Source organism: Noviherbaspirillum phoenicis (assembly GCF_047237965.1).
Classification (GTDB): domain Bacteria; phylum Pseudomonadota; class Gammaproteobacteria; order Burkholderiales; family Burkholderiaceae_D; genus Noviherbaspirillum_A.
The window spans coordinates 473944-499459 of sequence record NZ_JBDFLX010000005.1 but is presented as its reverse complement, the minus strand read 5'-3'; the positions used below and the strand labels follow the sequence as shown (position 1 = coordinate 499459).

Below are 25516 nucleotides of genomic sequence, written 5' to 3'. Positions count from 1 at the left end.
CGGAAACCGCATTGCCCGACCCATCACGCGCAGGGATCAATGGGAGGGAGAAATATCGACGTAGGCAGCTAATGCCGCTGCAGCGTGACTTCCTTTTGCGCCTCTCGCTCCTGCGCCGGCCAACCACTCTTGATATACGCCAGCACTGCCAGCACGTCGGCGTCCGACAGCAGCCGTTCAAAGGCCGGCATGTCGCTTTGGTAAGCGTCGGGCGCGGTTTTTCCCGGTACCAGGCCGTGCTTGACGATATCCACCAGCACCGCGTCCGGGTGATGCCAGGTGTGGCCGCTGGCATCATGGGGAGGCGCCGGCAGGCGGCCGTCCGGCCGGCGCTCCCGCCAGTTCGGCTGGCCTTCCATGCTGGCGCCATGACAGGCAGCGCAATGTTGAGCATAGACAGGCTTGCCCCGCGACACCAGGGCCGCGTCGGACGGATCGATATACGCTGCCGCGGCGCCCGACCGGCCAAGGAAAAGTGCGGCGGCGGCCGCCACGGCCAGACCCGCCGCCGTTGCAATAACAATGCCTTTGTTCAACTTCCTCTCCTCACCTGCGACGCCGTTCCGGCACAAAGCCATCCGGATTTCCGAACGACTTGAGGCCGCATTATCCGGGAATCCGGATAGCGTATCGCTGACCTGAATTTTTACCCTTTTAATCAATAACTTACATTTCCATTAAGGCACCCATGACTGGCACGTCTCGTGCTGAACAGAAGGGCGGTCAGCAAACGGCCTTGACGGCCGGGCGCCGCCCATTCGTCCCAATCAGCCAGAAGCAAAAGGAACCCTCCGATGAAAAGGAACAAACTTACCAGCTGGATCGCCATTGCCATGGTGTCCGGCGTTGCAGTCGGCTATCTCTGCCACTCGCTTGCCGCGGATGCGGCGGCGGCCAAGGAGATAGCCAGTTATTTCACGATGGTCACCGATATCTTTCTTCGGCTGATCAAGATGATCATTGCGCCCTTGGTGCTGGCCACGCTGGTCGGCGGCCTGGCCGGCATGGGCGACGCCAGCGCGGTGGGCCGCATCGGCGGCAAGGCGCTGGGCTGGTTCATTACCGCTTCGCTCTGTTCCCTGATGATCGGCCTGGTGATGTCCAACCTGCTCCAGCCCGGCCATGCGGTCAATGTGCCGCTGCCCGACGCCGGGACCGCCACCGACCTGAAAACGAACGCACTGAACCTGAAGCAGTTCGTGACCCACGTCTTCCCCAAAAGCATCGTCGAGTCGATGGCCAACAACGAGATCCTGCAGATCCTGGTGTTTGCGCTGTTCTTCGGCGTGGCGCTGGGCAAGCTGCATGACAGCACCGCCCGCAGCCTGTTGAAAACCACGCAGGAAATCGGCCATGTGATGCTGCAGGTGACCGACTACGTGATGCGCTTTGCGCCGGTAGGCGTGTTCGCCGCGGTGGCCGCCGTCATCACCACCCAGGGCCTGGGCGTGCTTTTGGTCTATGGCCGCTACATGGCCAGCTTCTTCGCCGCGCTGGCAGTGCTGTGGATGGTGCTGATCTTTGCCGGCTACTGCGTGCTGGGCCGCGACGTCTTCCGCCTGCTGAAGCTGATCCGCAATCCGATGCTGATCGGTTTTTCCACTGCCTCCAGCGAGTCCGCCTATCCGAAGCTGATGGAGCAACTGGACAAGTTCGGCGTGCAGAAGAAGGTCACCAGCTTCGTGCTGCCGCTGGGCTATTCCTTCAACCTCGACGGCTCGATGATGTACACCGCCTTCGCCGCGCTGTTCATTTCCCAGGCCTACAACATTCCGCTGACGCTGGGCCAGCAGATCACCATGCTGCTGGTGCTGATGGTGTCGTCCAAGGGTATCGCCGGCGTGCCGCGCGCCTCGCTGGTGGTGGTCGCCGCGGTGCTGCCGATGTTCAACCTGCCGGAAGCCGGCCTGCTGCTGGTGATGGGCGTGGACCATTTCCTCGACATGGGCCGCACCGTGACCAATGTGCTGGGCAATGCGATCGCCACCACCGTGGTGGCCAAGTGGGAAAACGCGATCGACCCGGTCGACCCTGCGCTGGCCGAGTCCGAGGACGTTCTGCCCCTGCCCGAGGAAGAACGGGAAACCACCCCGGCATAGCAGCCAGGGGCCGGCAAGGAGCAGCATGCGCAAACCGACACGGGTGCAGCAGGGTTTTTCCGGCGTAAATGACGCCGGAATGCCTGGGGGCCGGCATAATCCGGAAATCCGAACGGCCCCCGATGTCATGCTCCCTGCCCTTTCCCTGTCCCGCGTCGCCGCCCTGCTGCTGTTGTTTGCGGCGCTGACGCTGGGCGCGTCGCAGCTGGCCTTCCGCTACAGCCTGTCGGCCGGCATGGCCGAACTGGAATCGACCGGCCGGCACCGGCTCGACCTGTACGCCGCCAGCCTGGAACGGGAAATCGACAAGTACGGCTATTTCCCGGCGCTGCTGGGCCTGGACCAGAGCGTGCTGGAGATGCTGGCCGCCCCCGACGCCGCCCGCGTGGCGCGCATGAACCATTACCTGGAACAGCTCAACGCCCGCGCCGGCAGTCTCTCGATCTACATCCTCGACCGCGAAGGCCGCGTGGTTGCCAGCAGCAACTGGCGCCAGCGCGACAGCTTCATCGGCGAGAACCTGTTTTTCCGGCCGTATTTCCGGCAGGCGCTGGAAACCGGCGCCGGCCGGTTCTTCGGCATCGGCACCACCCAGGGCGAGCCCGGCTATTACCTGTCCTCGGCGCTGGCCAGCGGGCAGGACGTGGCCGGGGTGGCGGTGGTGAAAGTCGGGCTGCGCCAGCTGGAACAGTCCTGGGGCGCGGTCGAGGCGCCGGCGCTGGTGTCGGATGAAAACGGCGTGGTGATCCTGTCCTCGGTGCCCGACTGGAAATTCACCACGATCAAGCCGTTGGACAAGGCCACGCTGGAAGCCTTCGAACGCACCCAGCAGTACAACCGCCAGGCGCTGGCGCCGCTGGGCGTGAAGGAGCTGTCGGTGCTGGAAGACGGCGCCCGCCTGGTGCGCCTGCCGGCCGCCGCAACCTCGGCGCCGGTGTTCCCGCTGGCCGGCAACTTCCTGGCCCAGACCCGCAACCTGCCCGGCACGCCATGGAACATCACGGTGTATTCGCCGCAGGCGCAGGTGCGCACCATCGCCGTCAACCGCGCCGCGCTGGCCGGCGCCTTCGCCGCCTTCCTGTTCATCCTAGCGCTGCTGCTGAACCAGCGCCGGCGCCATCTGCAGGACCAGCTGGCGGCGCAGGCTGCGCTGCAGCGGGCGCATGACGAGCTGGAGCGCAACGTCATCGAGCGCACCGCGGACCTGTCCTCGGCCAACGAACGGCTGATCAAGGAAGTGGCCGAGCGCACCCAGGCCGAGCGCACGCTGCGTTCGGCGCAGGACGAGCTGGTGCAGGCCGGCAAGCTGGCCGTGATCGGCCAGCTCTCTGCCGGCATTGCGCATGAACTGAATCAGCCGCTGGCCGCGCTGCGCACCCTGTCCGGCAATGCCCGCAAATTCCTGGCGCGCGGCAACCAGGAGACCGCCAGCAGCAACCTGGAACGCATCGACCAGCTGGTCGACCGCATGGGCCTGCTGACGTCGCAATTGAAGTCCTTCGCCCGCAAGTCGTCCGGCAGGCCGCAGGCCGTGCCGGTGCGGCGCGCCATCGAGAATGCGCTGTTCCTGCTGGAGCAGCGGCTGAAGCAGGCCGGCACGGTGGTCTGCGTCGACCTGCCGCCCGACGAACTGGAAGCCTGGTGCGACCCGAACCGGCTGGAGCAGGTGCTGGTCAACCTGGCCGGCAACGCGCTCGACGCGATGGAAGGCCAGCATGCGCCGGTAGTGGACATTTCCGCCAGCCGGTGCGACGGCCGCATCCTGATCCGGGTGCGCGACCGCGGCCCCGGCATCAGCGAGGAAGCCAGCGGCCGCCTGTTCGAACCGTTCTTCACCACCAAGGAAGCCGGCGGCGGCCTTGGACTGGGGCTGGCGATTTCCGCCGGCATCGTCGCCGACTTCGGCGGCGCGCTGTCCGCCCATAACCAGCCCGAAGGCGGCGCGGTGTTTACCGTCGACCTTCCCGCCGCACCGCAAAGGCCCGCTTCATGACTGACAAACTGCAGGTATTGATCGTCGAGGACGATCCCGATGTGCGGCTGGGCTGCACCCAGGCGCTGGAGCTGGAGGACATCCCGGTGACGGCGGTCGACAACGCCGAACTGGCCTGCCGCCGCATCGCCCGCGACAACGCCTTCGTGATCGTCAGCGACATTCGCCTGCCCGGCATGGATGGCATGGCCTTGCTGGCGCAGGTGCGCGCCATCGACGCCGACCTGCCGGTGGTGCTCATTACCGGGCATGGCGACGTGTCGCTGGCGGTGCAGGCGATGAAGAACGGCGCCCACGACTTCATCGAGAAACCGTTCTCGCCGGACTACTTGGTGGAAGTGGTGCGGCGCGCGCTCGACAAGCGCCGCCTGACGCTGGAAGTGCGCCGGCTGCAGGCAAGGCTGGAAGGCCGCGACCGGCTGGAGAACCTGCTGATCGGCCGTTCCGCCAGCATGGTGCGGGTGCGGCAGCTGGTGGCCGAACTGGGCAACAGCGCCGCCGACATTCTGATCGAGGGCGAGACCGGCGCCGGCAAGGAGCTGGTGGCGCGCAGCCTGCACGAGGCGGGCCCGCGCCGCAGCGGCAATTTCGTCGCGATCAATTGCGGCGGCCTGCCCGAGACCCTGTTCGAGAGCGAGATCTTCGGCCACGAGGCCGGCGCCTACACCGGCGCCGGCAAGCGCCGCATCGGCAAGATCGAGCATGCCAGCGGCGGCACCCTGTTCCTGGACGAGATCGAGTCGATGCCAATGGCGATGCAGATCAAGCTGCTGCGGGTACTGCAGGAGCGCACGCTGGAGCGCCTGGGCAGCAACACGCCGGTGGCGGTGGACTGCCGCGTGGTGGCCGCCACCAAGGCCGACCTGAAGCTGCTGTCCGACCAGGGCCAGTTCCGGGCCGACCTGTATTACCGGCTCAATGTCGCCACCCTGCCGCTGCCGCCGCTGCGCGAGCGGCGCGAGGACATTCCGCTGCTGTTCGAGCACTTCCTGCTGCAGGGCGCCGCGCGCCACCAGCGCCCCGTGCCGGAACTGGCGCCGGCGCAGATGAACCGGCTGATGGCCTACGACTGGCCGGGCAATGTGCGCGAGCTGCGCAACGTGGCCGAGCGCTGCGTGCTGGGCATCGCTTCCGGCTTCGCCCCCTTCGCCGACAATGCCGAAGCCTCCGGCCCGACGCCGCTGCCGGAAGCGGTGGCGGCTTATGAGCGCGCCCTGATCGTCGACGCGCTGGCCCGCAACGGCAACAGCCTGGCGCGTGCGGCGGAAGCCCTAGGGCTGGCCAAGACCACGCTGCATGACAAGATCAGGAAGTACCGGCTGGGGGAGCAGGGGTAAGGGGCAGGACGGTTGTCCGTTGGGTGGGGGGTGCCGTTGCAGTTGCTTCTGCCGTTGCTTCTGAAGTACGCGCAGCGACAGTTGCGGTTGCTTTTGAAGTGGCTTCCGCCGTTGCCGTTGCCGTTGCCGTTGCTTCTGCCCTTGCCGTTGCTTTTGACGTGGCAGTGAAGTCCCGTTGAGCGCGCCGTGTCAGCGGTACCCGGAGCGGGAAAAGGTGCGGCGTCTGTCTGAGCCAAGCGTAGCTTGGCGAGTTTAGCCGCGCCCCGCTCCGGGTACCGCTGGCACGGGGACCCCGCGCAGCGGGGCGCGATCATCGGGTCGCCTTTTTTGGTTACTTTTTTGGCGAAGCAAAAAAGTAACCCGGCCGCCGGGACGGACTCCCGGCTTGTCTCCACGGCAGTGCAATCGCCTTGCGTCACCCGGCAACGCACGGGCAGCACTGTCGATGTTGTTGTTGACGTTCGTATTCAAACTTCAAACTTCAAACTTCAAAAGCAACTGCTGCTTCGCAGTGACGTCTTTACGGCGGGTGAAGCAACACCATCACACTATCGTCATGACCAGGCCGGGTGTTCGCCCCGGCGGGCGACCTACTTCTTTTGCTTCGCCAAAAGAAGTAGGCAAGAAAAGGCGACCCGGTGATCGCGCCCTCGCTGCGCGAGGGTCCCCGTGCCGTCGATGCATGGAGCGGGGCGCGGCTAAACTCGCCAAGCTGCGCTTGGCTCAGACAGACGCCGCACCTTTTCCCGCTCCACGCACCGACGTCACGGCGCGCTCAACGGGATTTAAAAACAACGGCAACGGCAGCTTCAAAAGCAACGGCAACGGCAACGGCAAAGGCAGAAACCACTTCAAAGGCAAAATCCACGGCAACTGTCGCTGCGCGTACTTCAAAAGCAACGGCAACGGCAGAAGCACCTCCCCTGCCCATCCAACTTCCTTAAGCACCGCCCACCAATCACGCACCAGCCCGCCGGCAAGGCCAAAACCCCACAGACTATTCCAGGTCGTCCTTGGTCTCGTCCGCCTCCGTCTCGTGCCGCATCGCCGCAGCAGCAAGCGCCTGCGCCGTCACCGGCATGGCGTCCTTGCGTTCGCTATACCTGCTGGTCAAGTAATCCGATCGCTCACGCACCAGCAATGTGAACTTGTACAGCTCTTCCATCACGTCCACCAGCCGGTCATAGTAGGCCGACGGCTTCATGCGGCCGCTGTCGTCGAATTCCTGGTAGGCCTTCGCCACCGAGGACTGGTTCGGGATCGTGACCATGCGCATCCAGCGGCCGAGCACCCGCAACTGGTTCACCGCATTGACGATTGGGAACCGCCACATACCTGCATCAAGGCCAGCGTGCGGCCCTGGGTAGGCCGTACGCTGCCGATCTCCAGCGGCAGCCAGTCGATCTGCGACTTGAAGATGCCGGTCATCGCGCCATGGCGTTCTGGGCTGCACCAGACCTGGCCTTCAGACCATGCCGACAGCGCGCGCAGTTCCTGCACTTTCGGATGGTCGGGCGCGACGCTGTCCACCATGGGCAGGCCGTGCGGGTCGAAGATGCGGGTCTCGGCGCCGAAATGCCGCAGCAGCCGCTCGGCTTCCAGCGTCAGCAGGCGGCTGTAGGACTGGGGCCTCAGCGAGCCGTACAGCAGCAGGATGCGCGGCGCATGGCTGAAGGCTTGCGCCGGCGACAGCTTGTCCAGGGTGGGAAGATCGAGATGCGGGCCGCTGATGTTGGGCAGGTTCGACAGATCGCTATTCATGTTGATGTCCAGGGGTGACTGGCTGGCCCTGCGCGGAAAACAGCCATTTGAAGGTGATGACGGCCGCGGCGGCGCCCAGCAGCTGGGCCGCGATGAAACCCGGCGTGTCCTGCGCACGGATGCCGGCAAAAGTATCCGACGCGGCGCGCGCCAGGGTGACGGCGGGGTTGGCAAAGGAGGTCGAGGCAGTGAACCAGTAGGCTGCCGTGATATACGCCGCCACCGCGAACGGCGTGGCCGCCGGCCTGGTGCGAGAGCAGCTGATGATTACGGCAAGCAGCCCGAAGGTGGCGACGAATTCGCTCCACCACTGCGCCGGGCCGGTGCGGGCATGCTGCGAGGCGAAGAACAGCGCTTCGCCGAACATGCCGTGGGCGGCCGCCACGCCGGCGAAGGCGCCGGCAACCTGCGCGGCGACATACAGCAGCGCATGCGGCCAGTGGATATGGCCGAAGTACACATCGCCCAGCGTCACGGCGGGATTGAAATGGGCGCCCGAAACAGGGCCGAAGGTCAGGATCAGCGCAATCAGGCCCGCGCCCGTTGCCAGCGTATTGCCCATCAGCGCCACGGCGACATTGCCGCCCGCCAGGCGCTCGCCCATGATGCCGGAACCGATGACGACCGCCAGCAGGAACGCGGTGCCGAGGAATTCGCCGACCAGCCTGCGCGACAAGCTCATACCGGGCTCGCGCCTATCCGGGCAAGCGCATGAGCGATGGCCGGCGTGTCCAGCATGTCCGGCGGCAGCGAGAGGAATGCCGCCATCCTCTGCCTGATCTGCGCATATACCTTGCCGAACGCGGCGCGCTTTTCCGCATCGCTGCCTTCCACCGCCGCCGGATCCTCGAAACCCCAGTGCGCTGTCGCCGGACGGCCCGGCCAGTACGGGCAGACCTCGCCGGCGGCGTTGTCGCATACCGTGATGATGAAGTCCATCCGCGGCGCATCCGGCCCCGCAAACTCGTCCCAGCTCTTGCTGCGCAGCCTGCCTACCGGATAACCGGCTTTCTCCACCAGTTCGGTCGCATACGGGTTGACCCGGCCACCGGGCCGGCTGCCGGCGCTGTAGCCCTGAAAGCGGCCCCCGCTCATGGTCGTGACCAGCGCTTCGGCCATGATGCTGCGGGCGGAATTGCCGGTGCACAGGAAAAGGACGTTACGGGTTTTTTCGGACATGGCGGTATCGGTGGATGAAGGGATGAACGAACGGTTCAGGAAGCGGCGCCGGCATCGGCGGCGCAGGCGGGCGCACAGTCCGGCAGGCACGGCGTGCCGCCGCAGCAGTTCTCCGTCAGGTATTGCACCAGGCCGTTCATGGTTTCGAAGCGGGCCGAATAGAAGATCTGCCGGCCCTCATGCCGCGGCTGTATCAGTGCGGCGCGCACCAGGTCCTTCAGGTGGAAGGAGGTGGCGGCGGGCGACATGCCCAGCCCGGCCGCGATGGTGCCGGCGTTGAGCCCGTCCGGCCCGGCCTGCACCAGCAGGCGAAAGGCCGCGAGACGATGCTCATGCGCCAGCGCGTTCAGCGCGGCAATGATCTCGGTGGAATTCATGGCCGCGATTATATAAGGTTTATTGAAATATTAAAGAACTCTTTAAATTTTTGAAGGAATGCTTGGTGATGCGAAACAAGGCCGCCCGCTATCCCGCGTTTGGAAAAACAGTTTCCAGCCGCGAAGCCGAACCGCGATCGGCTGTTCAGCATGTTTCAGCCTGTTTTACGCCTGCGATGGACCCCGGCAAGAGCCTGAAAGCCGGCGTCAACGCCGGCAGATGAAAAACCGCCTATTGATTCGCGCACGCTCCACCGATCGGTTTCTTTCATCCGGCGTCGCTGGCCGGAATCCGCGCCATAGCCGCCCCGTGCAGCCAGTCACCGTCAGCTGCGGCCTTGACTCGCCACTGCACCGCCGCGCCGCGTGATCGACTCCGCAATCGCTGCCTGCAGTTCACCCATGGTGTAGGGCTTGGCCAGGAACACCGCGCCTGCATGCTCCAGCCGCTCGGGCGCGATCATGTAGCCGCTGCAGAGCACCACCGGCAGGCCGGGATGGCGCCGTGCCAGCAAGGTCGCCATGTCGATGCCGTCGATGCGGCCCGGCATCGACACATCCGAAAACACCAGGTCGAAGCGCGACAGGTCCTGCACCAGCGCCTCTTCGGCGCAGGCCGCCCGCTCCACCTGGCAGCCAAGCTGCTGCAGCACGGTGGTGGTCGCTTCGGCCAGGGCGTCGTTGTCTTCCACGCACAGCACGCGCAGGTCGGACCAGGCCGGCGATGGTGGCGGCGATGCGGCATCGGTGTCCGTCATCGAGGCCGCCGACAGGCTGCGCGGCAGCGCCAGCGACACCGCGGCGCCGGCCGCCGTCGCGCCGATCCACACGGCGCCGCCCGACTGGGTGGCGAAGCCATAGACCTGGCTCAGGCCCAGCCCGGCCTGGCCGCTGTCCTTCCGGGTGGTGAAGAAAGGCTCGAACGCCTGGCTGGCGATCTCGGGCGGCATGCCGGGTCCGGTGTCGCTGACCGAGACGATCACGAATTCGCCTTCCAGGGAAGACGCTTTCGGAAATGCCGGCGACGGCAGGCAGGCATTCTGCGCGTGGATTTCCAGCGTGCCGCCTTCCTGCATCGCCTCCCTGGCATTGATGGCCAGGTTCAGGATGGCCGCTTCCAGCTGCGTCGGATCGGCGCGCACGTTCCACAGTTCGCCGGGCAGGTCGAGCGACAGCCTGATCCGTTCTTCCAGCGCCTGCTGAAGATCGTCGCGCATGCCGAGCAGCTTGCGCCGCACGCTGATGTCCTGCGGCTGCAGCGGCTGGCGGCGCGCGAAGGCAAGCAGCTGGTGGGTGAGCTTGGCGCCGCGCTGCGCCGCCCGCTGGATGGCCTGCACCGCACGCTCGCGCCGCGACGTATCCAGCGCCGGCGTCTGGCCCAGCAGGGTGGACGACAGCGAGATCACCTGCAGGATATTGTTGAAGTCATGCGCCACGCCGCCGGTCAGCCGGCCGATCGCTTCCAGCCGCCGGGCCTCGGCCAGGGCCTGTTCCAGATGCTCCCTTTCCTCGATGGCCGCATACAGCGCGTCGGTGCGTTCCGTTACCCGCTGTTCCAATGCCTCGGTGGCGGCCCGCAGCTCCGCCATCTGGCCGCATACCACCCGCTGCCATGCACGGCCGCGCAGCGCGGCGCGGATGGCGATCAGCAGGCTTTGCTGGTGCAGCGGCCGCTCCAGCACGGTGGCATTGCCCAGCTCGTTGAACAGCGACCAGCGCGCGCTGCTGCCGGCCCTGCCGCGGCTGCCGCTGAGCAGCACGATCGGTATGTCCGACCACGGCGGCTGGTTGCGCAGGCAGGCCATCAGCGCCGGCAGATCCGCTTCCAGGGCTTCCTCGACCAGCACCATGGCGGAGACGTCGTCGCCAAAGCGCGCGCACAGCGCCGCCACGTCGTCGCAGACCAGCGCCTGCACGCCGGCGCCTTCGATCACGCCGGTGATCACCTGGGCATCCTGGCCGAACGGCGCCAGCACCTGCACCAGCGGCGCGGCTTGCGGCGCGTCCGGCGGCAACGGCGGCGAACTCATGCTCAGGGCGCCCGCGCAGCGACCGCCGCGGCAGCCCGATGCACCGCGCCGGTATCGGCGTCGACGAAGGGCGTCTGCTGCTGGACCCGCTCGCCCAGCCCGATGCCGGTGGCGGAAAGCAGATATTCCCGGATCGCGCATTCATGCTGGCCAGGGCGCTTCTTGACCACGGTGATGCCTTTTTTCACGATGCCGTCGCGCACGAAGAAATGCAGCAGGATCACCGCGTCGCTGATCAGCGTCACGCCCAGCGGGTCGGTGCCCTTGTCCGATCCGGAAACATGGCCCAGCACCAGGATGCATAGCACGCCCTGGTGATTCAGATAGGTAAACAGCTCGTGCAGCTGCGGCAGCAGCGCGTCATGCTCCTCGATGGTTTCCAGGTAGGAGTTCAGGCTGTCGATCACCACGATCCTGGCATGCCGGTGCTCCACTTCCTGCCGCACCTTCCAGATGAATTCGCCGGGCGAGATGCGCGACGGGTTGATGCGTTCCCACTGGATCACCTGGCTCTCGATCGGCGCATGCACGTCGAGGTTGAGCCCGCGGGCGCGGTCGTACAGGGTTTCCAGGGTTTCGTCGAACGAAAAGTAGGCGACGTGCTCGCCGCGCTTGGCGCCGGCGATGGCATATTGCAGCGCCAGCGAAGACTTGCCCACGCCGGTCGGTCCCTGCAGCACCGTGGTGGTGCCGCGCATCAGGCCGCCGCCCAGCAGCGCATCGAGTTCGTCGATGCCGGAAGACACGCTGCCGCGTTCGTAGTCGCGATGGTGCTCGTCGGCGATCAGGCTGGGAAACACCAGAACCTCGCTGCGGACGATGGCGAAGTCGTGCCAGCCGCTCTGGAAATCGCCGCCGCGCATCTTGACCACCCGCAGCCGGCGTCGCGCCGACCCGAAGGCGCGCTCGCGCTGCTCCAGCGAGATCACGCCATGCACCGAACCCTGCAGGTCATGTTCCCTGGGCTCCGAGGTCAGGTCGTCGAGCAGGAGCGCGGTGCAGTGCTGCTGCAGCAGGAACTGGCGCAGCGCGATGATCTGGCGCCGGTAGCCCGCCGGCTCGGTGGCCAGAAGCCGCAACTCGGTCATCGAATCGATCACCACCCGGTGCGGCTTGTGCTCCAGGATTTTCCTTGAAATCGTTTCGATCGTGGCATTGAGTTCCACCTCGCTGGGAAACAGCACGCTCTGTTCCTGCCCCAGCCTGGCTTCGGCGGGAATGAGCTCGCAGATCTCGATGCCGTCGGTCGACCAGCCATGGCTGTCGGCGCAGGCCAGCAGTTCCTTCCTGGTCTCCGACAGCGTGATGTAGAGGCAAGCGTCGCCGCTCTGCACGCCGCTGAGCAGAAAGCGCAGGCCGAAGGTGGTCTTGCCGGTGCCCGGCAGGCCCTCGATCAGATGGATCCGGTCCGCCAGCAGGCCGCCGCGCAGCACCACGTCGAATTCGGGAATGCCGGTGAGTATTCTTTTTTGGTCCATTGCAATTCCCAGCCCGGTGCCCTGCCCCACGCGCAAAGGCAAAGGCAGAGGCAGCGGCCGTAACAGTCGAGTTAAAGTGCTGTCAATGTAGGGCAATCGGGACGGCGATTCGTTATATCTGCGCAAGGGAGACGCCGATTCAGTCGGCGGCATTGCCCTGTCGCCGCCGCAACGCGCACTTGCATGGATGCTGCGCAAGCCGGAGGCGCCCGGGCCGCATCCGGACTATGATGCCCCGAACCGACACGCCCATTGGGCCGCGAAGAACAGGAGAATCCATGAAAAGAATTGAAGTCGATGTTGCCGTCATCGGCGCCGGCAGCGCCGGCATGACGGCTTACCGTGCCGCGCTGGCTTATACGCAGAAGGTGGTCGTGATCGAGTCCGGCATGTACGGCACGACCTGCGCCCGGGTCGGCTGCATGCCCAGCAAGCTGCTCATTGCCGCCGCCGAAGCGGCGCATGCGGTGGCGCGCGCACCGCTTTTCGGCGTGACCGCCGGCGCCTGCCACGTTGACGGCCGCGCCGTGATGCGGCGGGTGCGCGAGGAGCGCGACCGCTTCGCCGGCTTCGTGGTCGATTCGGTCGAGGCATGGCCGGCGGAGCACCGGCTGCGCGGCGCGGCGCGCTTCCTTGCGCCCCACCTGCTGCGGGTGGGCGAGGACACCGAAGTGGAAGCCGGCCGCATCGTGATCGCCACCGGCTCCAGCCCGGTGGTGCCGCCCGGCTGGCGCGAGACGCTGGGCGACAGGCTGATCGTCAGCGACGACGTGTTCTCCTGGGACGACCTGCCGCGCTCGGTGGCCGTGGCCGGCGCCGGCGTGATCGGCCTGGAACTGGCGCAGGCGCTGTCGCGGCTGGGCGTGCGGGTGCGCCTGTTCGGCCGCAATGGCAGCGTCGGCCCGCTCTCCGATCCGGCGGTGGTGGACGTGGCGCGCAGCATCTTCACCAGCGACATGCCCTTTTCCGCGTATGCCGAGCACCTGCAGCCGACACTGGCCGACGGCCAGGTGAAGATGGCCTATTCCGAACAGGGCGTCGAGCGGGAAGAGTCGTTCGACCGCCTTCTGGTGGCGGTGGGCCGCCGCGCCAATCTGCACGACCTGCATCTGCAGCACGCGGGCCTCGGGCTGGAAGAATTCGGCGTGCCGAAGTCCGACCCCAACACCGGCCAGATCGATGGCAGCCACGTCTTCATGGCCGGCGACGCCAGCGCCAACATGCCGCTGCTGCATGAAGCCACCGACGAGGGCGTGATTGCCGGGGCTAACGCCGGCCGCTATCCGCATGTGCAGAGCCGCCTGCGCCGCGCGCCGCTGGGCATCGTCTTCACCGATCCGCAAATGGCCATCGTCGGCGGCGGCCATGCCGCGCTGGCCGCGCGCGGCACCCGCTTCGAGACCGGCGAGGCCAGCTTCGAGGACCAGGGACGCAGCCGCGTGATGGCGGAAAACCGCGGCCTGGTGCGGGTGTATGGCGAGCCAGGCAGCGGCCGCTTCCTGGGCGCGGAAATGGTGGGCCCGGCTGCCGAGCATATCGGCCACCTGCTGGCCTGGGCGCTGCAGCAGCAGCAGACCGTGCAGCAGATGGTGGACAGCCCTTTCTACCATCCCACGGTGGAGGAAGGCCTGCGCAGCGCGCTGCGCCAGCTGGCGCGCAAGCTCAAGCCGGTGGCGCTGGACCTGGAAAAATGCCGCGACTGCACGCCGGGGACGTGAGCCTGCGTGGCCGGTCCCGGCCGTGACCGACCCGTCATTGCCGCCCGGCGCCGCCTTTGCCAGCCAGCGCAAGGCAGGCCGCGCCGGTGCGGCAATATGACCTGCCTCAAGAAGTCCATCCGGGAACGGGCAACACTCTGCATGACTGTCGATCAGGGAGCCAAACAAAAACCATATGCCTATTCCTTGCAACTGAAAGGATGCGATATGTTCAAGGTTCCAATAGCAGCTTGTGTACCGCTGGCGGCGATGGCGCTGTCCTTGCCGGCCACCATGCAGAGCGCGCATGCAGACCCGTCCGTGAAGAAAGGCGTCGATCCCCTGGCCGAGCTGGAGCAGGTCAAGCGCGGTTATGAAATCGTCCCGCCCGGCGTCCAGCTGAACCTGACAGGCAAGAATCGCCTGCTGGTCGGCCTGGGCAGTTATGTGGCCAACACCTCGGGCTGCAATGACTGCCATACCCATCCGTCGTACCTGCCCACGGGCGACCCGTTCAGGGGCTTTCCCGAACTGGTCAATTACCAGCAGTATTTCACCGGGGGCCGGACCTTCGGACCCACACTGAAGGCGCCCAACCTGACCCCGGACGCCAACGGCAGGCCGGCCGGGCTGACGCTGGTGGAATTCATACAGACCCTGCGCACCGGACATAATCCGCAGGACGCGCCCGGCGAGATTTTGCAGGTCATGCCATGGCCGGCGTACGGAAAGAAGACCGACCGCGATCTGACGGCGATGTATGAATTCCTGCGGGCCCTTCCCTCGCTTCCGGATAATCCCAACCCTGGCCCCTAGGAGCCTGGATGCGGCATGCACGGCCGACAAGGCGTGCATGCCTGCAGCGCACACCTCCCTCAGGGCGCCTTGACCGTGATGGCGATGCCGCTGAAGTAGGCCGCCACCAGCGCGATGTCCTGGTCGGACAGGTTCTTTGCCATGGTGTTCATCATTTCATTCTCGCGCTTGCCCGACTTGTAGTCCTTCAGCGCCTTGACCAGGTAGCCTTCGTTCTGGCCCGCCAGATTGGGCGCATCCGGCACCTTGGCCAGGCCGTCGGCGCCATGGCAGACGAAGCACTGGCCCGCCTTCGCCTTGGCGGCCGCCATGTCCGCCGCCAGCGTCGGACCGCTGCCGGCAGCGGCAAGCGCTGCCAGCAGCAGGGCAAAGGCTTGCTTATTGCCCCGCATAGGACACCCGGTAAATCGCGCCGGCATAGTCATCCGACACCAGCAGCGATCCGTCCGGCAGCATCGCCACATCCACCGGGCGGCCGAGGTATTCCTTGTTCGGCGTCAGCCAGCCTTCGGCGAACACTTCGGTCTTGTCGGCGGTGCCGTCGGCCTTCAGCGAGGTGTACAGCACCCGGGCGCCCACCGGCGTGGTGCGGTTCCAGGAGCCATGCTGTGCGCTGAAGATGCCGCCCTGGTACTTGGCCGGGAACATGGAGCCACGGTAGAACGTCATGCCGAGGTCGGCTGCATGCGCGGCCGTTTCGACCTGCGGGAAGACGACGTTGGCCGGCGGATTGTCATCCTTGTACTCCACCGTGCGCACCTTGCCGCCGCCATACCAGGGGAAGCCGAAATGCTGGCCGGCCTTGGTGGCGCGGTTGATCTCTCCGGGCGGCGTATCGTCGCCCATGCCGTCGACCTGGTTGTCGGTGAACCAGAGGGTCTTGTCCTTGGAGTTGAAGTCGAGGCCGACGGAATTGCGCACGCCCTGGGCGAATACTTCCCGGTTCTTGCCGTCCCGGTCCATGCGCAGGATGCCCATCATGCCCGTCTTCGCATAGATCGGCAGCTTCTCCTTGGCCGGCACATTGAACGGATTGCCCATGGTGATGTAGAGCTTGTTGTCCGGGCCGATGCGGCAGGCGCGGGCGCCGTGGTTGAAGCTCTCCTCCTCCACCGGGATCAGCTGCCCCTGCGGCACCACGGTGGCCGCGGCGACGTCCGGTCCTTCATAGAAGAATTCCGCGGCCGGGAATGCCAGCACCCGGTTATGCTCGACCAGGTACAGGATGCCGTCGGGCGAGAAGCACACGCCGTTCGGCACCTTCATGCTGATGGAAGGCGAGAACGGTTTCACCTCGTCCGCCACGCGGGTCTTGGCCCGGTCGGTGACTGCCCAGACCTGGGTCTTGCGGGTGCCGACGAACAGGATGCCGGTCGATGGCCCGACCGCCATGTGGCGCGCATCGGGAACGATGGCATACAGGTCGATCTTGAAGCCGGGCGGCAGCTTGACGTTCTTCAGGTTGTTGCGGATCGCCTCGGCCTTGGCGCCCGTCTGGGGAATGGTTTCCATGTTCAGGTTGGCGCCGGTGGACTGGAAGTTCTCCAGCTTCTTCATGTTGTCCTGCGACATGGCAGCCAGCGGCATAGAGAAAGCAACGACCGATGCGACTACATGGGCCTTGATGTTCATCTTGTCTCCGTCTAAGTATTTGAGAGTTTGTTCTGAGGTCATGGTTGACTGCAAGTCAGCCTAATCTGTGTCTTCCGCTCAAGGTTTGAAGAAAATCAATGGCGTCTGCTTGTTATTGCAGATGGCGCGGTTCAGCCACAAAACTTCTCCCCTGCTTGCCCGTCTTACAAGGGCCGCAGTGTCGTTTTGCTGTGCCGCTCCGCGATGTGCATGGGGATGGCGGCAGCGCGGAAGACCGTCACTCGTTCTTTCAGGAGGTTCGCATGAATACGTCACACCCTGTCACCGCGGTGGCAGCCTTGCTGCTGCTGGGATCGCTTGCCGGCACGGCAGCAGCGCAGCAATCGCCGTCGACCACCGGGCAAACTCCCAACACCGTGACCGGCGGCGCCGAAGCGGCACCGACTGACAAGGCAACACCAGGCAGTGCCGGCGCCAGCGCCGGAAGCAGCACGAAACCGCAGACGTCGGGTTCAAGCACGGGCGGCAGCACCCTCACGGGCGGCGCTGAAGGCACAACGACCGACCGTGGCACGCCGCCGGGCCAGGCCACGAGCGGCAGCGCGGCCGCGCCGGCCGGCAGCGGCGCGGGCGGCATGCGGCAGGAAGGCATGGGCACGCAGCGGAAATAGCCTCATGCAAGGCGCAGCGCCAATACGCCGGCCTGCTGCGGCGCGGCAGACGCCGGACTTGCACGGACCGGTCCGCAAGCCGGATGCAGGCCTTCAGCCGAGCACGGTGACGACCACGCGCCTTCGCTGCGCCCCGGTGCGATGCTCCCATAGATAGATGCCCTGCCACGTTCCCAGCAGCAGGCGCCCGGCGCCGACCGGCACCGTCAGGCCGGCGCCGGTCAGCACGCTGCGGGCATGCGCGGCCATGTCGTCCGGCCCTTCGGCATCATGCCGGTAGGCAGGATCGCCGTCGGGCGCCAGCCGCGTCATCACGGTGTCGAGGTCGCGCAGCACGTCGGGATCGGCATTCTCGGTAATGGTGAGGGAACAGCTCGTATGCTGGACGAAGACATGCGCCAGCCCGACCTGGACGCCCGACGCCGCGACGACGCCCGCCACCGCATCGGTGATGTCCCGCAGGCCGCGCCTGGAGGTGGAAAAGCTGAGGATGGACTGATGTGCCATGGAAGAATGCTCCCGTCGATGTGTTCGGCCAGCCTGCTTCATACCCGAATAATGGACTGATGGCGAGGCCAGCCGCCTTCCCCGGCATGACCCTGAACCCATGCGAGCGAAAGTCGGCGCGTTGACCCGGTTGAATGGCTCGCATCGGCAAGGTGCGGATTCCCGCAAACTGTCGCGTCAGCTGGACAGCTACAATCGCGAAGCGATCGGAGACCTCGTCGTCCCGGATGCCACGCGGATGCGGTCCAGGCGGGGACCCAAGTTCAGCCCGGGCGCGCCCCGCACCGGGCCTGACACGATGGGGAAGGCCGCGGCCCACGTCCGATCGCGCTGCCTGCCCCGCATCTCCCTGGTCGCCGGCGTCTCTCCATCCCTTCAACCTTTTAGAAAGCCGCCATTGAAACTGAGCGCCACCCTGCCTGCATGGTCCATCGCCGCGCCGGCCCTTGCCTGGAGCCTCCTCGCCGCATCCTATTTCGGGCTGGGCCAACTGCTCGGCGCATTCTTCACGCTCCTGCTGGTCCTTGGCCTGTTCGCCGGCGTGCTGGCCGCGGTGTTCCATGCCGAAGTGGTGGCGCACCGGGTCGGCGAACCGTACGGCACGCTGGTGCTGGCCATTGCCGTCACGGCTATCGAAGTCGCGCTGATCGTCTCATTGATGATTGCCGGCGGCCCGGAAACGACGGGCCTGGCGCGCGACACCGTGTTCGCCGCGGTGATGATCATTCTTAACGGCATGGTCGGCCTGTGCCTGCTGGCGGGCGGGCGCAAGCATGGCGAGCAGACCTTCGGCTTGTATGGCGTCTCGGCCGCGCTGGCCACCCTGACCGCGATCTCGGTGCTGACGATGGTGCTGCCAAACTACACGACCACGACGGCGGGACCGGTCTACAGCAACAGCCAGCTGGCCTTCATCGCCATCGTGTCGCTGGTGCTGTACGGCACCTTTGTGCTGGTGCAGACCGTGCGTCACCGCGACTACTTCCTCCCGGAAGCGGCGGCCAACGAGGAAATTCATGCTGCGCCGCCGACGGCAAGGATGGCCGCCACCAGTGCGGCGCTGCTGTTTGCCTGCCTGGTGAGCGTGGTGCTGCTGGCGAAGTCCCTGTCGCCGGCCGTGGAGGCGGCGGTGGCGGCCGCGGGCGCGCCCAAGGCGCTGGTCGGCATCATCATTGCCGCCGTGGTGTTGCTGCCGGAGAGCATTGCCGCCTATCAGGCCGCGCGCGCCAACCGGCTCCAGACCAGTCTCAACCTGGCGCTCGGCTCGGCGCTGGCCAGCATCGGGCTGACCATACCCGCCGTTGCCATCGTGTCGCTCGTGACAGGCTGGACGCTGTCGCTCGGGATCGACATCAAGTCCACCGTGCTGCTGGTGCTGTCCATCATCGTGGCCACGCTGTCGCTCGGCACCGGCCGCACGACGGTGATGCAGGGCACGGTGCACCTGGTGATTTTTGCGGTCTATCTGTTCACCACGATCGTGCCGTGAGCCGCATGGCGCCGCCGCGGCGGCTGCGGACGCAGCGCGCCGTGGGACAACCGCAAGGCCGCGGCGGCGCTGCGCATGACGCTTCGCACTGCGGCCAAGCGAACGGCGCTGACTATTTGCCGCGGTAGATGGCGCAGAGCTTGTGGCCGTCGGGGTCGCGCACATAGGCCAGGTGCAGCGGTCCCATGCTGCCGTCGCGCAGTCCCGGCGGATCTTCAATCGACTTGCCGCCCTGGGCTACTGCGACGTCATGAAACTGCTTGACCTGTTCCGGCGAGCTGCACTTGAAGCCGATGGTGGCGCCGTTGGCCGGCGTGGCTTCCTCGCCGTTGATGGGCTCGCTGATGGAAAAGGTGCTGCCGTCATGCCGGTAGAACAGCCGGGTATGGCCGGAATCGGCCTTGTGGCGCATCGGCTCGCTGGCGCCCAGCACGCCCAGCACCGCGTCGTAGAAGCGCTTCGAGCGCTCGATATCGTTCGAGCCGATCATTACGTGATTCAGCATTCCTTATCTCCTCTTGTGCACCGGTATCGCACCGGGCTGATTGATGATCGTTGACTGCGACTTGCCAGGCCGGCGCGTGACTGGCTTCATCCGTGGTTGGAGGAAGGGGCATCGGGTGCATTCGTTCTTGTGGACCGACAGGCCGCGCCGTCTCCGGCAGGCGGCCCAGTGTAAGGAACAATGTGCCAAGTTGCAATGAATGCCTGCCGCGCATGCGATCCACCAGCCAGCGCCGGCCCGGCCCCGGACGCCTTGCGGGGCGCTGCATCGGCGCTGCGGTTCTCGCGGGCTAGGAGGAAATGCTCGACAGCGCCTCGATCAGCAGGCGCGCCTTGAACGGCTTGATCAGCACGCGCTGCACCTCCAGCGGATGCAGCTTCTCCAGCAGGGCGCGGCTGCAGGCGCTGGCAAGCACATACACCGGCATGTCGGCAGCGCTGGCCAGCTTGCCGCCGCGGATGGCTTCAATCAATTGCAGGACGCCGTCGGTGCTGCCTTCGTCTTCGTCGACAGCCACCACCGCGCCGGCAAACTGCCGCGCCAGCAGCAGTTCCTGCGCTTCCCTGACATTGGAGGCTTGCCAGACCGAGCCGGCGCCGATGGAAATCGCGGTCAGCGCGACGGTCTGGCGCAGCAGCGCGCTGGGTTCGAGCAGCAGCAGGGGCAGATTACGGGACCTGTTCATGTCGTTTTCAGCTCGCCCACGGCCAGGTCCCGCAATGTGCCGAGAATGGCAAGATCGAGTGCGTCAAGCGTGCGCGGCCTGATATCGAGCAGGCAGAGCGTCCCGAGCCGGTGCCCGTCCTCGAGCGCGAGCGGCGCGCCCGCGTAGAACCGGATGCCCGGTTCGCCGGTGACGAGCGGATTGTCGCGAAAGCGCGGGTCCAGTGTCGCATCGGGCACGATCATCGTCTCGTGCGAGCGGATGGCATGGGCGCAGAACGAGGTGCTGCGCGGCGCCTCGCAGACATCCAGGCCAATTCTTGCCTTCAGCCATAGACGATCGCTGTCCACCAGCGAGATCAGCGCAATGGGAACGTCGAACTCCCCGGCTGCGAACCCGACAATCCGGTCGAAGCGTTCTTCCGGGGGCGTATCCAGCAGCAGCAGGCGGCGCAGCGCGGCCAGTCGCTCCACTTCGTTCTCGGGCACTGGAGCAGCAATCATGGGAAACGGTGTCGGAATTGGTGAAGGCAGAATCCTACCTCTAATATTTCCACTAAGCAACTGACTTTGCGCGGCGCCAGCGGGCTGGCCTAACGCCCCGCCAGCCGGCTCTCGTACAACGCGGCCACCAGGTCCGACTGGGTGACGATGCCCACGAAGCGGCCGTCGTCGTCCACCACCGGCATGTGATGCAGGCCGAGGTCGGCCATCAGCGGCACCAGGTCGACGATGGGAAGGTCGGCCGGCGCGGTCTGCACCGGCCGCGCCATGATCTGCCCTGCCACTTCCGGCTTTTCCGAATGCAGCATCGGCACCGGCCGCAGCAGGCTGCGCAGGCTGTCGCGCAGGCGGTGGAAGTCGGCCGGGTCGCTGTGGCGCAGGAAATCGGAATGGGTGACGATGCCGATCACCCGGCGCGCCCGGTCCAGCACCGGCAGCGCATGCACCCGGTGTGCCTGCATCAGGTGCCAGGCCTCGGCCAGCGGCGTGCCGAATTCCACCGTGATGCCGTCGCGCGACATGATGTCGGCGCAGCGGATGATGCCGAAGCGCCGGCTGTAGGCCTGCATCTCGGTCTGCACGAACAGGGCTTCGAGGTCGTCGCGGCTCACGTCCAGCACCTGGTTGTAGTTGCGCAGCACGGTGTCGAGGTCTTCGGCGGTGAAGCCCAGGCGCTGGGTCGGCGCGATGTCGGCGGTCTTGTGCGGATGGGCCGGCGCGGCGGTCTGGCGATGCGGGTAGCGCCTGCCGGTGGCATTGTTGTAGAACAGCGCGGTGGCCAGCATCAGCGCCGAGTTCAGCGCCACCGGCGTCAGCGCGAACTGGTAACCCATCGCATGGATGGCCGGGCCGCCGAGCACGGCGGTCAGCGCCACCGCGCCCGCCGGCGGATGCAGGCAGCGCAGGATGAACATGGCCGAGATCGCCAGGCAGCCGGCAATGGCGGCGGCCAGCGCGATGTCATCCACCAGTTTCACGCAGGTGATGCCGATCAGGGCCGATACCAGGTTGCCGCCGATGACGGACCAGGGCTGGGCCAGCGGACTGGCCGGCACGCAGAACAGCAGCACCGCCGAGGCGCCCATCGGCGCGATCATGAAGGCCGCGCCGCTCTTGCCCAGCAGGCCGTAGCTGACGATGGCCGTCAGCACCAGGCCGAACAGTGCGCCGAGCGCGGCGCGCATCTGCTCGAAACGGTTGCCGGCATTGGGCGCGGGCAGGAAGTGGGCCAGGTAGGAAAGCAGGCGGCTGATCATGGGCATGGACGGGTGAGGCCCGTGGCTGGGCGCGTCATTAGACCATGCCCGGCGGTGACTTTCAGTTAGCCGGCCGGGCAGAAGGTCCTTGCGGCTCGGTCTGGCTCAGTCGATCCCGCGGTGCCAGTAGGTGCGGTAGCGGCGGTTCAGGCCGGGCGAAGGCGGCGTGATCACCTTGGTGCCGCTGATGGCCGCCTGGTAGCTCTTGCCGCCTATCCTGACCGAGATCGGAATCGGCGTCGGCGGATAGCCGCCGCCGGCGCGCACCTGGTAGCGGTCCACCAGGGTCATGGTGCCGCTCTGGTTGACGTCGAAGGTGGACGAACCGTCGAGGTAGCTCAGCATGTAGAGCCGGGCTTCGCCCAGGCTGGCGGTGCAGCTGTTGGCCACCGTGGTGGCTGGCGTGTTGGTGCCGAAGATGACCGAGCCCGACAGCGTGGTCGAACCGCTGACCACTTTTTCGCCGGCGGCAAGCCGGATGTACCAGCCGCTGGCCGTCTGCAGCGCCGCCTTCGCCGCCGCCTGCTGGGCGGCAGTGCCGACCTGCACCAGGTCGGCACTGGCGTCGTAGAGCTGGCCTGCGACGCCGGTCGTGCTGTCGACCGCGCCTTCGACAATCGATGTGGCGCGCACCGCGTTGAGCGCGTGGTCGTCCTTGATCATGTAATAGCGGTTCTGAACGCTGGTCTCGAAGGGATGCTCGCGGTCGCCCGAGCCGAGCAGCAGGGTGTCGAAGGAATTGGTGGACGACGCCGGGATCACGTCGGGCGCATACAGGAACTTGCGGGCGTTGACGCCGCTGCCGCCGAGGGCGGCCAGCCTTGTGACGGTCCAGTTGGCTGGCGAGGGGTCGTCGACATTGATGCGCCACAGGTTGGCGCCGGTATCGGCGGCGTAGATGCGGTCGACATAGCGGTCGCCGTTCGAGTCCAGCGTCACCACGTTGGCCGGGATCGCATAGCTCATGCCGGCCACGGTGCTGTTGTACAGAGCGCCGGAAGGCGCCGGGCCGGCCTGCCAGATTGGGTTGCCGGTGGCGGCGTCGGCCACCATCACGCCCCGGCCCATGGTGGCCGTGCCCTGTATGGTCGGGTCGTTGGCGGCGGCATCGTAGCCCAGGCCAAAGACCAGCACCGGATTGGCCTGGTAGCGCAGTTTCGCCACCTTCAGGTCGGACCAGCTTTCGCCCAGCTCCGCATAGCCGCTGCTTGCCTGGCTGCGCTTCCACATGAAGCGCGGGTCGTTCGGATTGCTGATGTCGAGCGCGTAGATCAGGCGGCCGCCACGGCGCATGGTGATGAACAGGTACGCCTTGTCGCCGCGGGTGTAGTCGATGATGCCGTCGCTGGAGGTGGACTCGGTGTAGACGGTGGTCGAGCCATCGACGAAATACGGCTTGGTGCTGCTGCTGGTGATCACCGGCGCATGGTCGCGCATGCGCTTGAACTTGCCGAAATGCTCGGAGGGAATGAAGGTCCACAGTTCGTTGCCCGAGCCGGTGGCCACATCCTGCCCGCCCTTGACCGCATGCAGCATGCCGTCATTGGCGCCGTAGAACACCACGATGTCGTTTGCATTCCTGCCATAGTTGATCACCGCCGGCCGCGAGTGCAGCACGTCGCCGTGGGCAAAGCCCCTGACCGCCGCCGTGGAGAGCGGCAGCACCGGATTGTCGTCCGACATGGTGTTGGCGCCGCGCACCCAGTTGATGATGGCGTCGCGCTCGGTTGCATTGGCGGCGCCCAGGAGCGCGGTGGTGATGCCTGCATTGCCGGTGGCAAAGGGCGTGGTCGACAACTGCGTGCCGCTGGCGCAGCTGCCGGTACAGGTGTAGACCTTGCGCCCGTCCAGGCTGGAGGGGAAGGTGGTGCGGATGTATTGCGCGGCGCCGCCCTTTTCCACCAGCTGGCCGTCAGGCGAGTCGGAAACGCCGCCGGCTTCCTGCGAATCGACGTAATAGCTCGGGTCCCAGAAGGTCGAGGCCTTGCTCCAGAAGCTGACCGCGGTCGGCAGCACGAAGCCGTTCAACGGGTTTTCGGCCGGCTGGCCCAGGCTGTCGGCGAGGAATAGGCTGGGCGGCGTGGTGGCGCTGTCCACGCCCAGCTGGTATTGCTTCAGGTTGCCCACCCAGTTCGGCGCGGCCGCCGCGTCCGGGCGGAACAGGCCGAGGTAGACCTGGTTCAGATAAGTGCCGCGCACGCTGACCGACACCGGCAGCGACGCCGACGCGAAGACCGAGTTCACCGCCTGGATGCGGTAGAGGATGTTCTGCAGGGCCAGGGCGAGCGCAGTATCGCTGCCGGCCTGGTAATACTCGCCTCCGCCGTTCCTGGCCATGTTCTTCATCATCGCGGTGAAGTCGGTGTTCTGCTGCGCATTCCAGGCATCGATGGTGAAGGTGGTCACCGAGCCGGCCGCGGCGGCGGCGCTGCCGGCCGCGAGGTCGGGCCTCAGATGCAGGAAGCGGGCCCAGGCCGACTGCACGTCCGGCAGCGAGTTGTAGCGGTAGGTGGTGAGCGTGGTGGCGGCAGGGTCGGTCGCCGCCGGCACCGGCGGCAACTGGCCCTGGCGATTGTTGCCGATGAAGATGATGTAGGTTTTGCCGCAGCTGCCGTCGAGTATGGGGTTGTTGTAGCGCGAGCGGTTGGCTGAACCCTGGTAGGCAAAGCCGCTCGACAGGCCCTTGGCCGACGCGGTCAGGCTGGCGCGGTTGCCGGCGTAGTCGGCGTTGTCAGCCATGCCGGCCCAGCTTTGCTGCCCGGTGATGTAAAGCCATGCCTCGTACAGCGTGTTGGCATAGTTGCCGGATGACTGGTTGATCTTCTCGTCCGGAGAGTTGACGTCGATGGCGCCGACGATGCCCCGCAAGGCCAGGTTGTTGGCGGCCACGCTCATGTCGCGCATGCCGAAGCGCACGTAGCCGCCGTCGCGGGTCTTGGTGTCGAACATCATCAGCGACACATTGGCCGGCTTGGTCAGCCCGGCCACGAAGTTCTTGATCGCCAGCAGTTCCGCCTCGCCCTGGGTGTCCGAGCCCGACCAGTGCTGCGACGCCTTGGACCAGTTGGCGGTGTTGTCGAGAATGAAGATGATGTTGGGCGCCGGCGCAGCGCTGCCGGTCGGCACGTTGAAGATGTCGGTGTCGTCCGCCGCGCAGGCGAGGGACAGGCCGGCCAGGATGGCGCATGCCAGCAGGTGTATCAGCTTGATCGATTTCATGAATGCTCCGGAATGCTCAGTGCGGACTTGATGTGATTGCCGTGGCGGCCCGTGCCCGGCCGTGCTTTCAGCCGGGACAATTCGCGGTGGAATCCAGCCGCACCTTGACGCCCTGGTGCGCCGTCGCCGACGCCCCGGTGCGGGTGTCGGTGACCTGCACCGCGATATCCCAGTAGGAATCCTTGGGTGCGGAATCGGCGAAGTCGACGCTGTAGCCGTCCACGGTCACCAGCTTCAGGCATACCGGCGCGGACACCACCACGGTGTACTCGGCGCTGCCGTCGCCGTCGGCATCGACGGACAGGTTCTTTTGCACCGGCGTATAGAAATTGTTGACGTCGC

23 protein-coding genes and 1 pseudogene are annotated in these 25516 nt (G+C 66.2%); 8 read left to right on the top strand and 16 right to left on the bottom strand.

The features are described 5' to 3' along the window. Positions 1–68: 68 nt before the first annotated feature. Positions 69–578, bottom strand: a complete 510-nt coding sequence (locus ABC383_RS27760; protein WP_413019341.1) for a c-type cytochrome — start codon at positions 576–578, stop codon at positions 69–71. 216 nt (positions 579–794) lie between these two features. Here ABC383_RS27760 and ABC383_RS27755 point away from each other — a divergent pair, with 216 nt between their 5' ends. The 3 genes from ABC383_RS27755 to ABC383_RS27745 all read left to right on the top strand — a co-directional run bounded on the left by ABC383_RS27755 (position 795) and on the right by ABC383_RS27745 (position 5429). Beyond that, positions 795–2099, top strand: coding sequence for a dicarboxylate/amino acid:cation symporter (locus tag ABC383_RS27755; protein ID WP_413019192.1), 1305 nt, complete (start codon positions 795–797; stop codon positions 2097–2099). Positions 2100–2226: 127 nt separating this feature from the next. Further along, the gene (locus ABC383_RS27750; RefSeq protein ID WP_413019190.1) at positions 2227–4092 is read left to right on the top strand and encodes an ATP-binding protein; all 1866 of its coding nucleotides are present in this window, start codon (positions 2227–2229) and stop codon (positions 4090–4092) included. Further along, entirely contained in the window at positions 4089–5429 is a 1341-nt protein-coding gene (locus tag ABC383_RS27745; RefSeq protein ID WP_413019188.1) for a sigma-54-dependent transcriptional regulator, read from the top strand. The genes ABC383_RS27750 and ABC383_RS27745 overlap by 4 nt, the downstream gene beginning before the upstream one ends. 775 nt (positions 5430–6204) lie before the next feature. Here the strand turns inward: ABC383_RS27745 and ABC383_RS27740 are convergent. The 5 genes and pseudogenes from ABC383_RS27740 to ABC383_RS27720 form a co-directional block, all read right to left on the bottom strand. After that, entirely contained in the window at positions 6205–6360 is a 156-nt protein-coding gene (locus tag ABC383_RS27740) for a hypothetical protein (RefSeq protein WP_413019186.1), read from the bottom strand. A gap of 66 nt (positions 6361–6426) precedes the next feature. Beyond that, a pseudogene (arsH, locus tag ABC383_RS27735) lies at positions 6427–7190 on the bottom strand (arsenical resistance protein ArsH). Then, positions 7183–7872: an aquaporin gene (locus tag ABC383_RS27730; protein ID WP_413019184.1), complete on the bottom strand. Its 690-nt coding sequence runs from the start codon at positions 7870–7872 to the stop codon at positions 7183–7185. Before ABC383_RS27730 ends, arsH begins: the two are co-directional and overlap by 8 nt. Further along, positions 7869–8369, bottom strand: coding sequence for an arsenate reductase ArsC (locus ABC383_RS27725; RefSeq protein ID WP_413019182.1), 501 nt, complete (start codon positions 8367–8369; stop codon positions 7869–7871). The genes ABC383_RS27730 and ABC383_RS27725 overlap by 4 nt, the downstream gene beginning before the upstream one ends. 35 nt (positions 8370–8404) lie before the next feature. Next, positions 8405–8746 carry an ArsR/SmtB family transcription factor gene (locus ABC383_RS27720; protein WP_413019181.1) on the bottom strand — a complete coding sequence of 114 codons (342 nt, stop codon included), beginning with the start codon at positions 8744–8746 and terminating at the stop codon, positions 8405–8407. 68 nt (positions 8747–8814) lie between these two features. Here ABC383_RS27720 and ABC383_RS27715 point away from each other — a divergent pair, with 68 nt between their 5' ends. Then, positions 8815–8970 carry a hypothetical protein gene (locus tag ABC383_RS27715; protein WP_413019180.1) on the top strand — a complete coding sequence of 52 codons (156 nt, stop codon included), beginning with the start codon at positions 8815–8817 and terminating at the stop codon, positions 8968–8970. Between the two features lie 102 nt (positions 8971–9072). Here ABC383_RS27715 and ABC383_RS27710 read toward each other — a convergent pair whose 3' ends face one another. Both ABC383_RS27710 and ABC383_RS27705 read right to left on the bottom strand, forming a co-directional pair. Further along, positions 9073–10776 (bottom strand): response regulator, encoded by a 1704-nt coding sequence (locus ABC383_RS27710; RefSeq protein WP_413019178.1) that lies wholly within the window; start codon positions 10774–10776, stop codon positions 9073–9075. A gap of 2 nt (positions 10777–10778) precedes the next feature. Next, on the bottom strand, positions 10779–12254 hold the full coding sequence (locus ABC383_RS27705; RefSeq protein WP_413019176.1) for an ATPase domain-containing protein: 1476 nt from the start codon (positions 12252–12254) through the stop codon (positions 10779–10781). Between the two features lie 278 nt (positions 12255–12532). Between ABC383_RS27705 and ABC383_RS27700 the strand changes: the two genes are divergently transcribed. Then, the gene (locus ABC383_RS27700) at positions 12533–13972 is read left to right on the top strand and encodes a dihydrolipoyl dehydrogenase (RefSeq protein ID WP_413019174.1); all 1440 of its coding nucleotides are present in this window, start codon (positions 12533–12535) and stop codon (positions 13970–13972) included. Positions 13973–14179: 207 nt separating this feature from the next. Further along, on the top strand, positions 14180–14767 hold the full coding sequence (locus ABC383_RS27695; RefSeq protein ID WP_413019172.1) for a hypothetical protein: 588 nt from the start codon (positions 14180–14182) through the stop codon (positions 14765–14767). Positions 14768–14826: 59 nt separating this feature from the next. On the opposite strand, the gene ABC383_RS27690 is transcribed toward ABC383_RS27695, so the two are convergent. Both ABC383_RS27690 and ABC383_RS27685 read right to left on the bottom strand, forming a co-directional pair. Next, a complete protein-coding gene (locus tag ABC383_RS27690; protein ID WP_413019171.1) occupies positions 14827–15159 on the bottom strand; it encodes a c-type cytochrome in 333 nt (110 codons plus the stop codon). Then, entirely contained in the window at positions 15146–16399 is a 1254-nt protein-coding gene (locus tag ABC383_RS27685) for a PQQ-dependent sugar dehydrogenase (protein WP_413019169.1), read from the bottom strand. Before ABC383_RS27685 ends, ABC383_RS27690 begins: the two co-directional genes overlap by 14 nt. A gap of 263 nt (positions 16400–16662) precedes the next feature. Between ABC383_RS27685 and ABC383_RS27680 the strand changes: the two genes are divergently transcribed. Further along, positions 16663–17031: a hypothetical protein gene (locus ABC383_RS27680; protein ID WP_413019167.1), complete on the top strand. Its 369-nt coding sequence runs from the start codon at positions 16663–16665 to the stop codon at positions 17029–17031. Positions 17032–17124: 93 nt separating this feature from the next. On the opposite strand, the gene ABC383_RS27675 is transcribed toward ABC383_RS27680, so the two are convergent. Continuing rightward, positions 17125–17538 carry a secondary thiamine-phosphate synthase enzyme YjbQ gene (locus ABC383_RS27675; RefSeq protein WP_413019165.1) on the bottom strand — a complete coding sequence of 138 codons (414 nt, stop codon included), beginning with the start codon at positions 17536–17538 and terminating at the stop codon, positions 17125–17127. A 397-nt stretch (positions 17539–17935) separates the two neighbouring features. Between ABC383_RS27675 and ABC383_RS27670 the strand changes: the two genes are divergently transcribed. Beyond that, positions 17936–19027 carry a calcium:cation antiporter gene (locus ABC383_RS27670; RefSeq protein WP_413019163.1) on the top strand — a complete coding sequence of 364 codons (1092 nt, stop codon included), beginning with the start codon at positions 17936–17938 and terminating at the stop codon, positions 19025–19027. A gap of 112 nt (positions 19028–19139) precedes the next feature. Here ABC383_RS27670 and ABC383_RS27665 read toward each other — a convergent pair whose 3' ends face one another. The 5 genes from ABC383_RS27665 to ABC383_RS27645 form a co-directional block, all read right to left on the bottom strand. Continuing rightward, positions 19140–19532: a VOC family protein gene (locus ABC383_RS27665; RefSeq protein WP_413019161.1), complete on the bottom strand. Its 393-nt coding sequence runs from the start codon at positions 19530–19532 to the stop codon at positions 19140–19142. A gap of 289 nt (positions 19533–19821) precedes the next feature. After that, complete coding sequence (locus ABC383_RS27660) at positions 19822–20217, bottom strand: response regulator (protein WP_413019160.1); 396 nt, start codon at positions 20215–20217, stop codon at positions 19822–19824. Continuing rightward, the gene (locus tag ABC383_RS27655) at positions 20214–20699 is read right to left on the bottom strand and encodes a GAF domain-containing protein (RefSeq protein ID WP_413019158.1); all 486 of its coding nucleotides are present in this window, start codon (positions 20697–20699) and stop codon (positions 20214–20216) included. Before ABC383_RS27655 ends, ABC383_RS27660 begins: the two co-directional genes overlap by 4 nt. A gap of 89 nt (positions 20700–20788) precedes the next feature. Beyond that, positions 20789–21955 carry an HPP family protein gene (locus ABC383_RS27650; protein ID WP_413019339.1) on the bottom strand — a complete coding sequence of 389 codons (1167 nt, stop codon included), beginning with the start codon at positions 21953–21955 and terminating at the stop codon, positions 20789–20791. 105 nt (positions 21956–22060) lie between these two features. Beyond that, positions 22061–25174, bottom strand: coding sequence for a pilus assembly protein (locus ABC383_RS27645; RefSeq protein WP_413019156.1), 3114 nt, complete (start codon positions 25172–25174; stop codon positions 22061–22063). Positions 25175–25516: the final 342 nt, after the last annotated feature.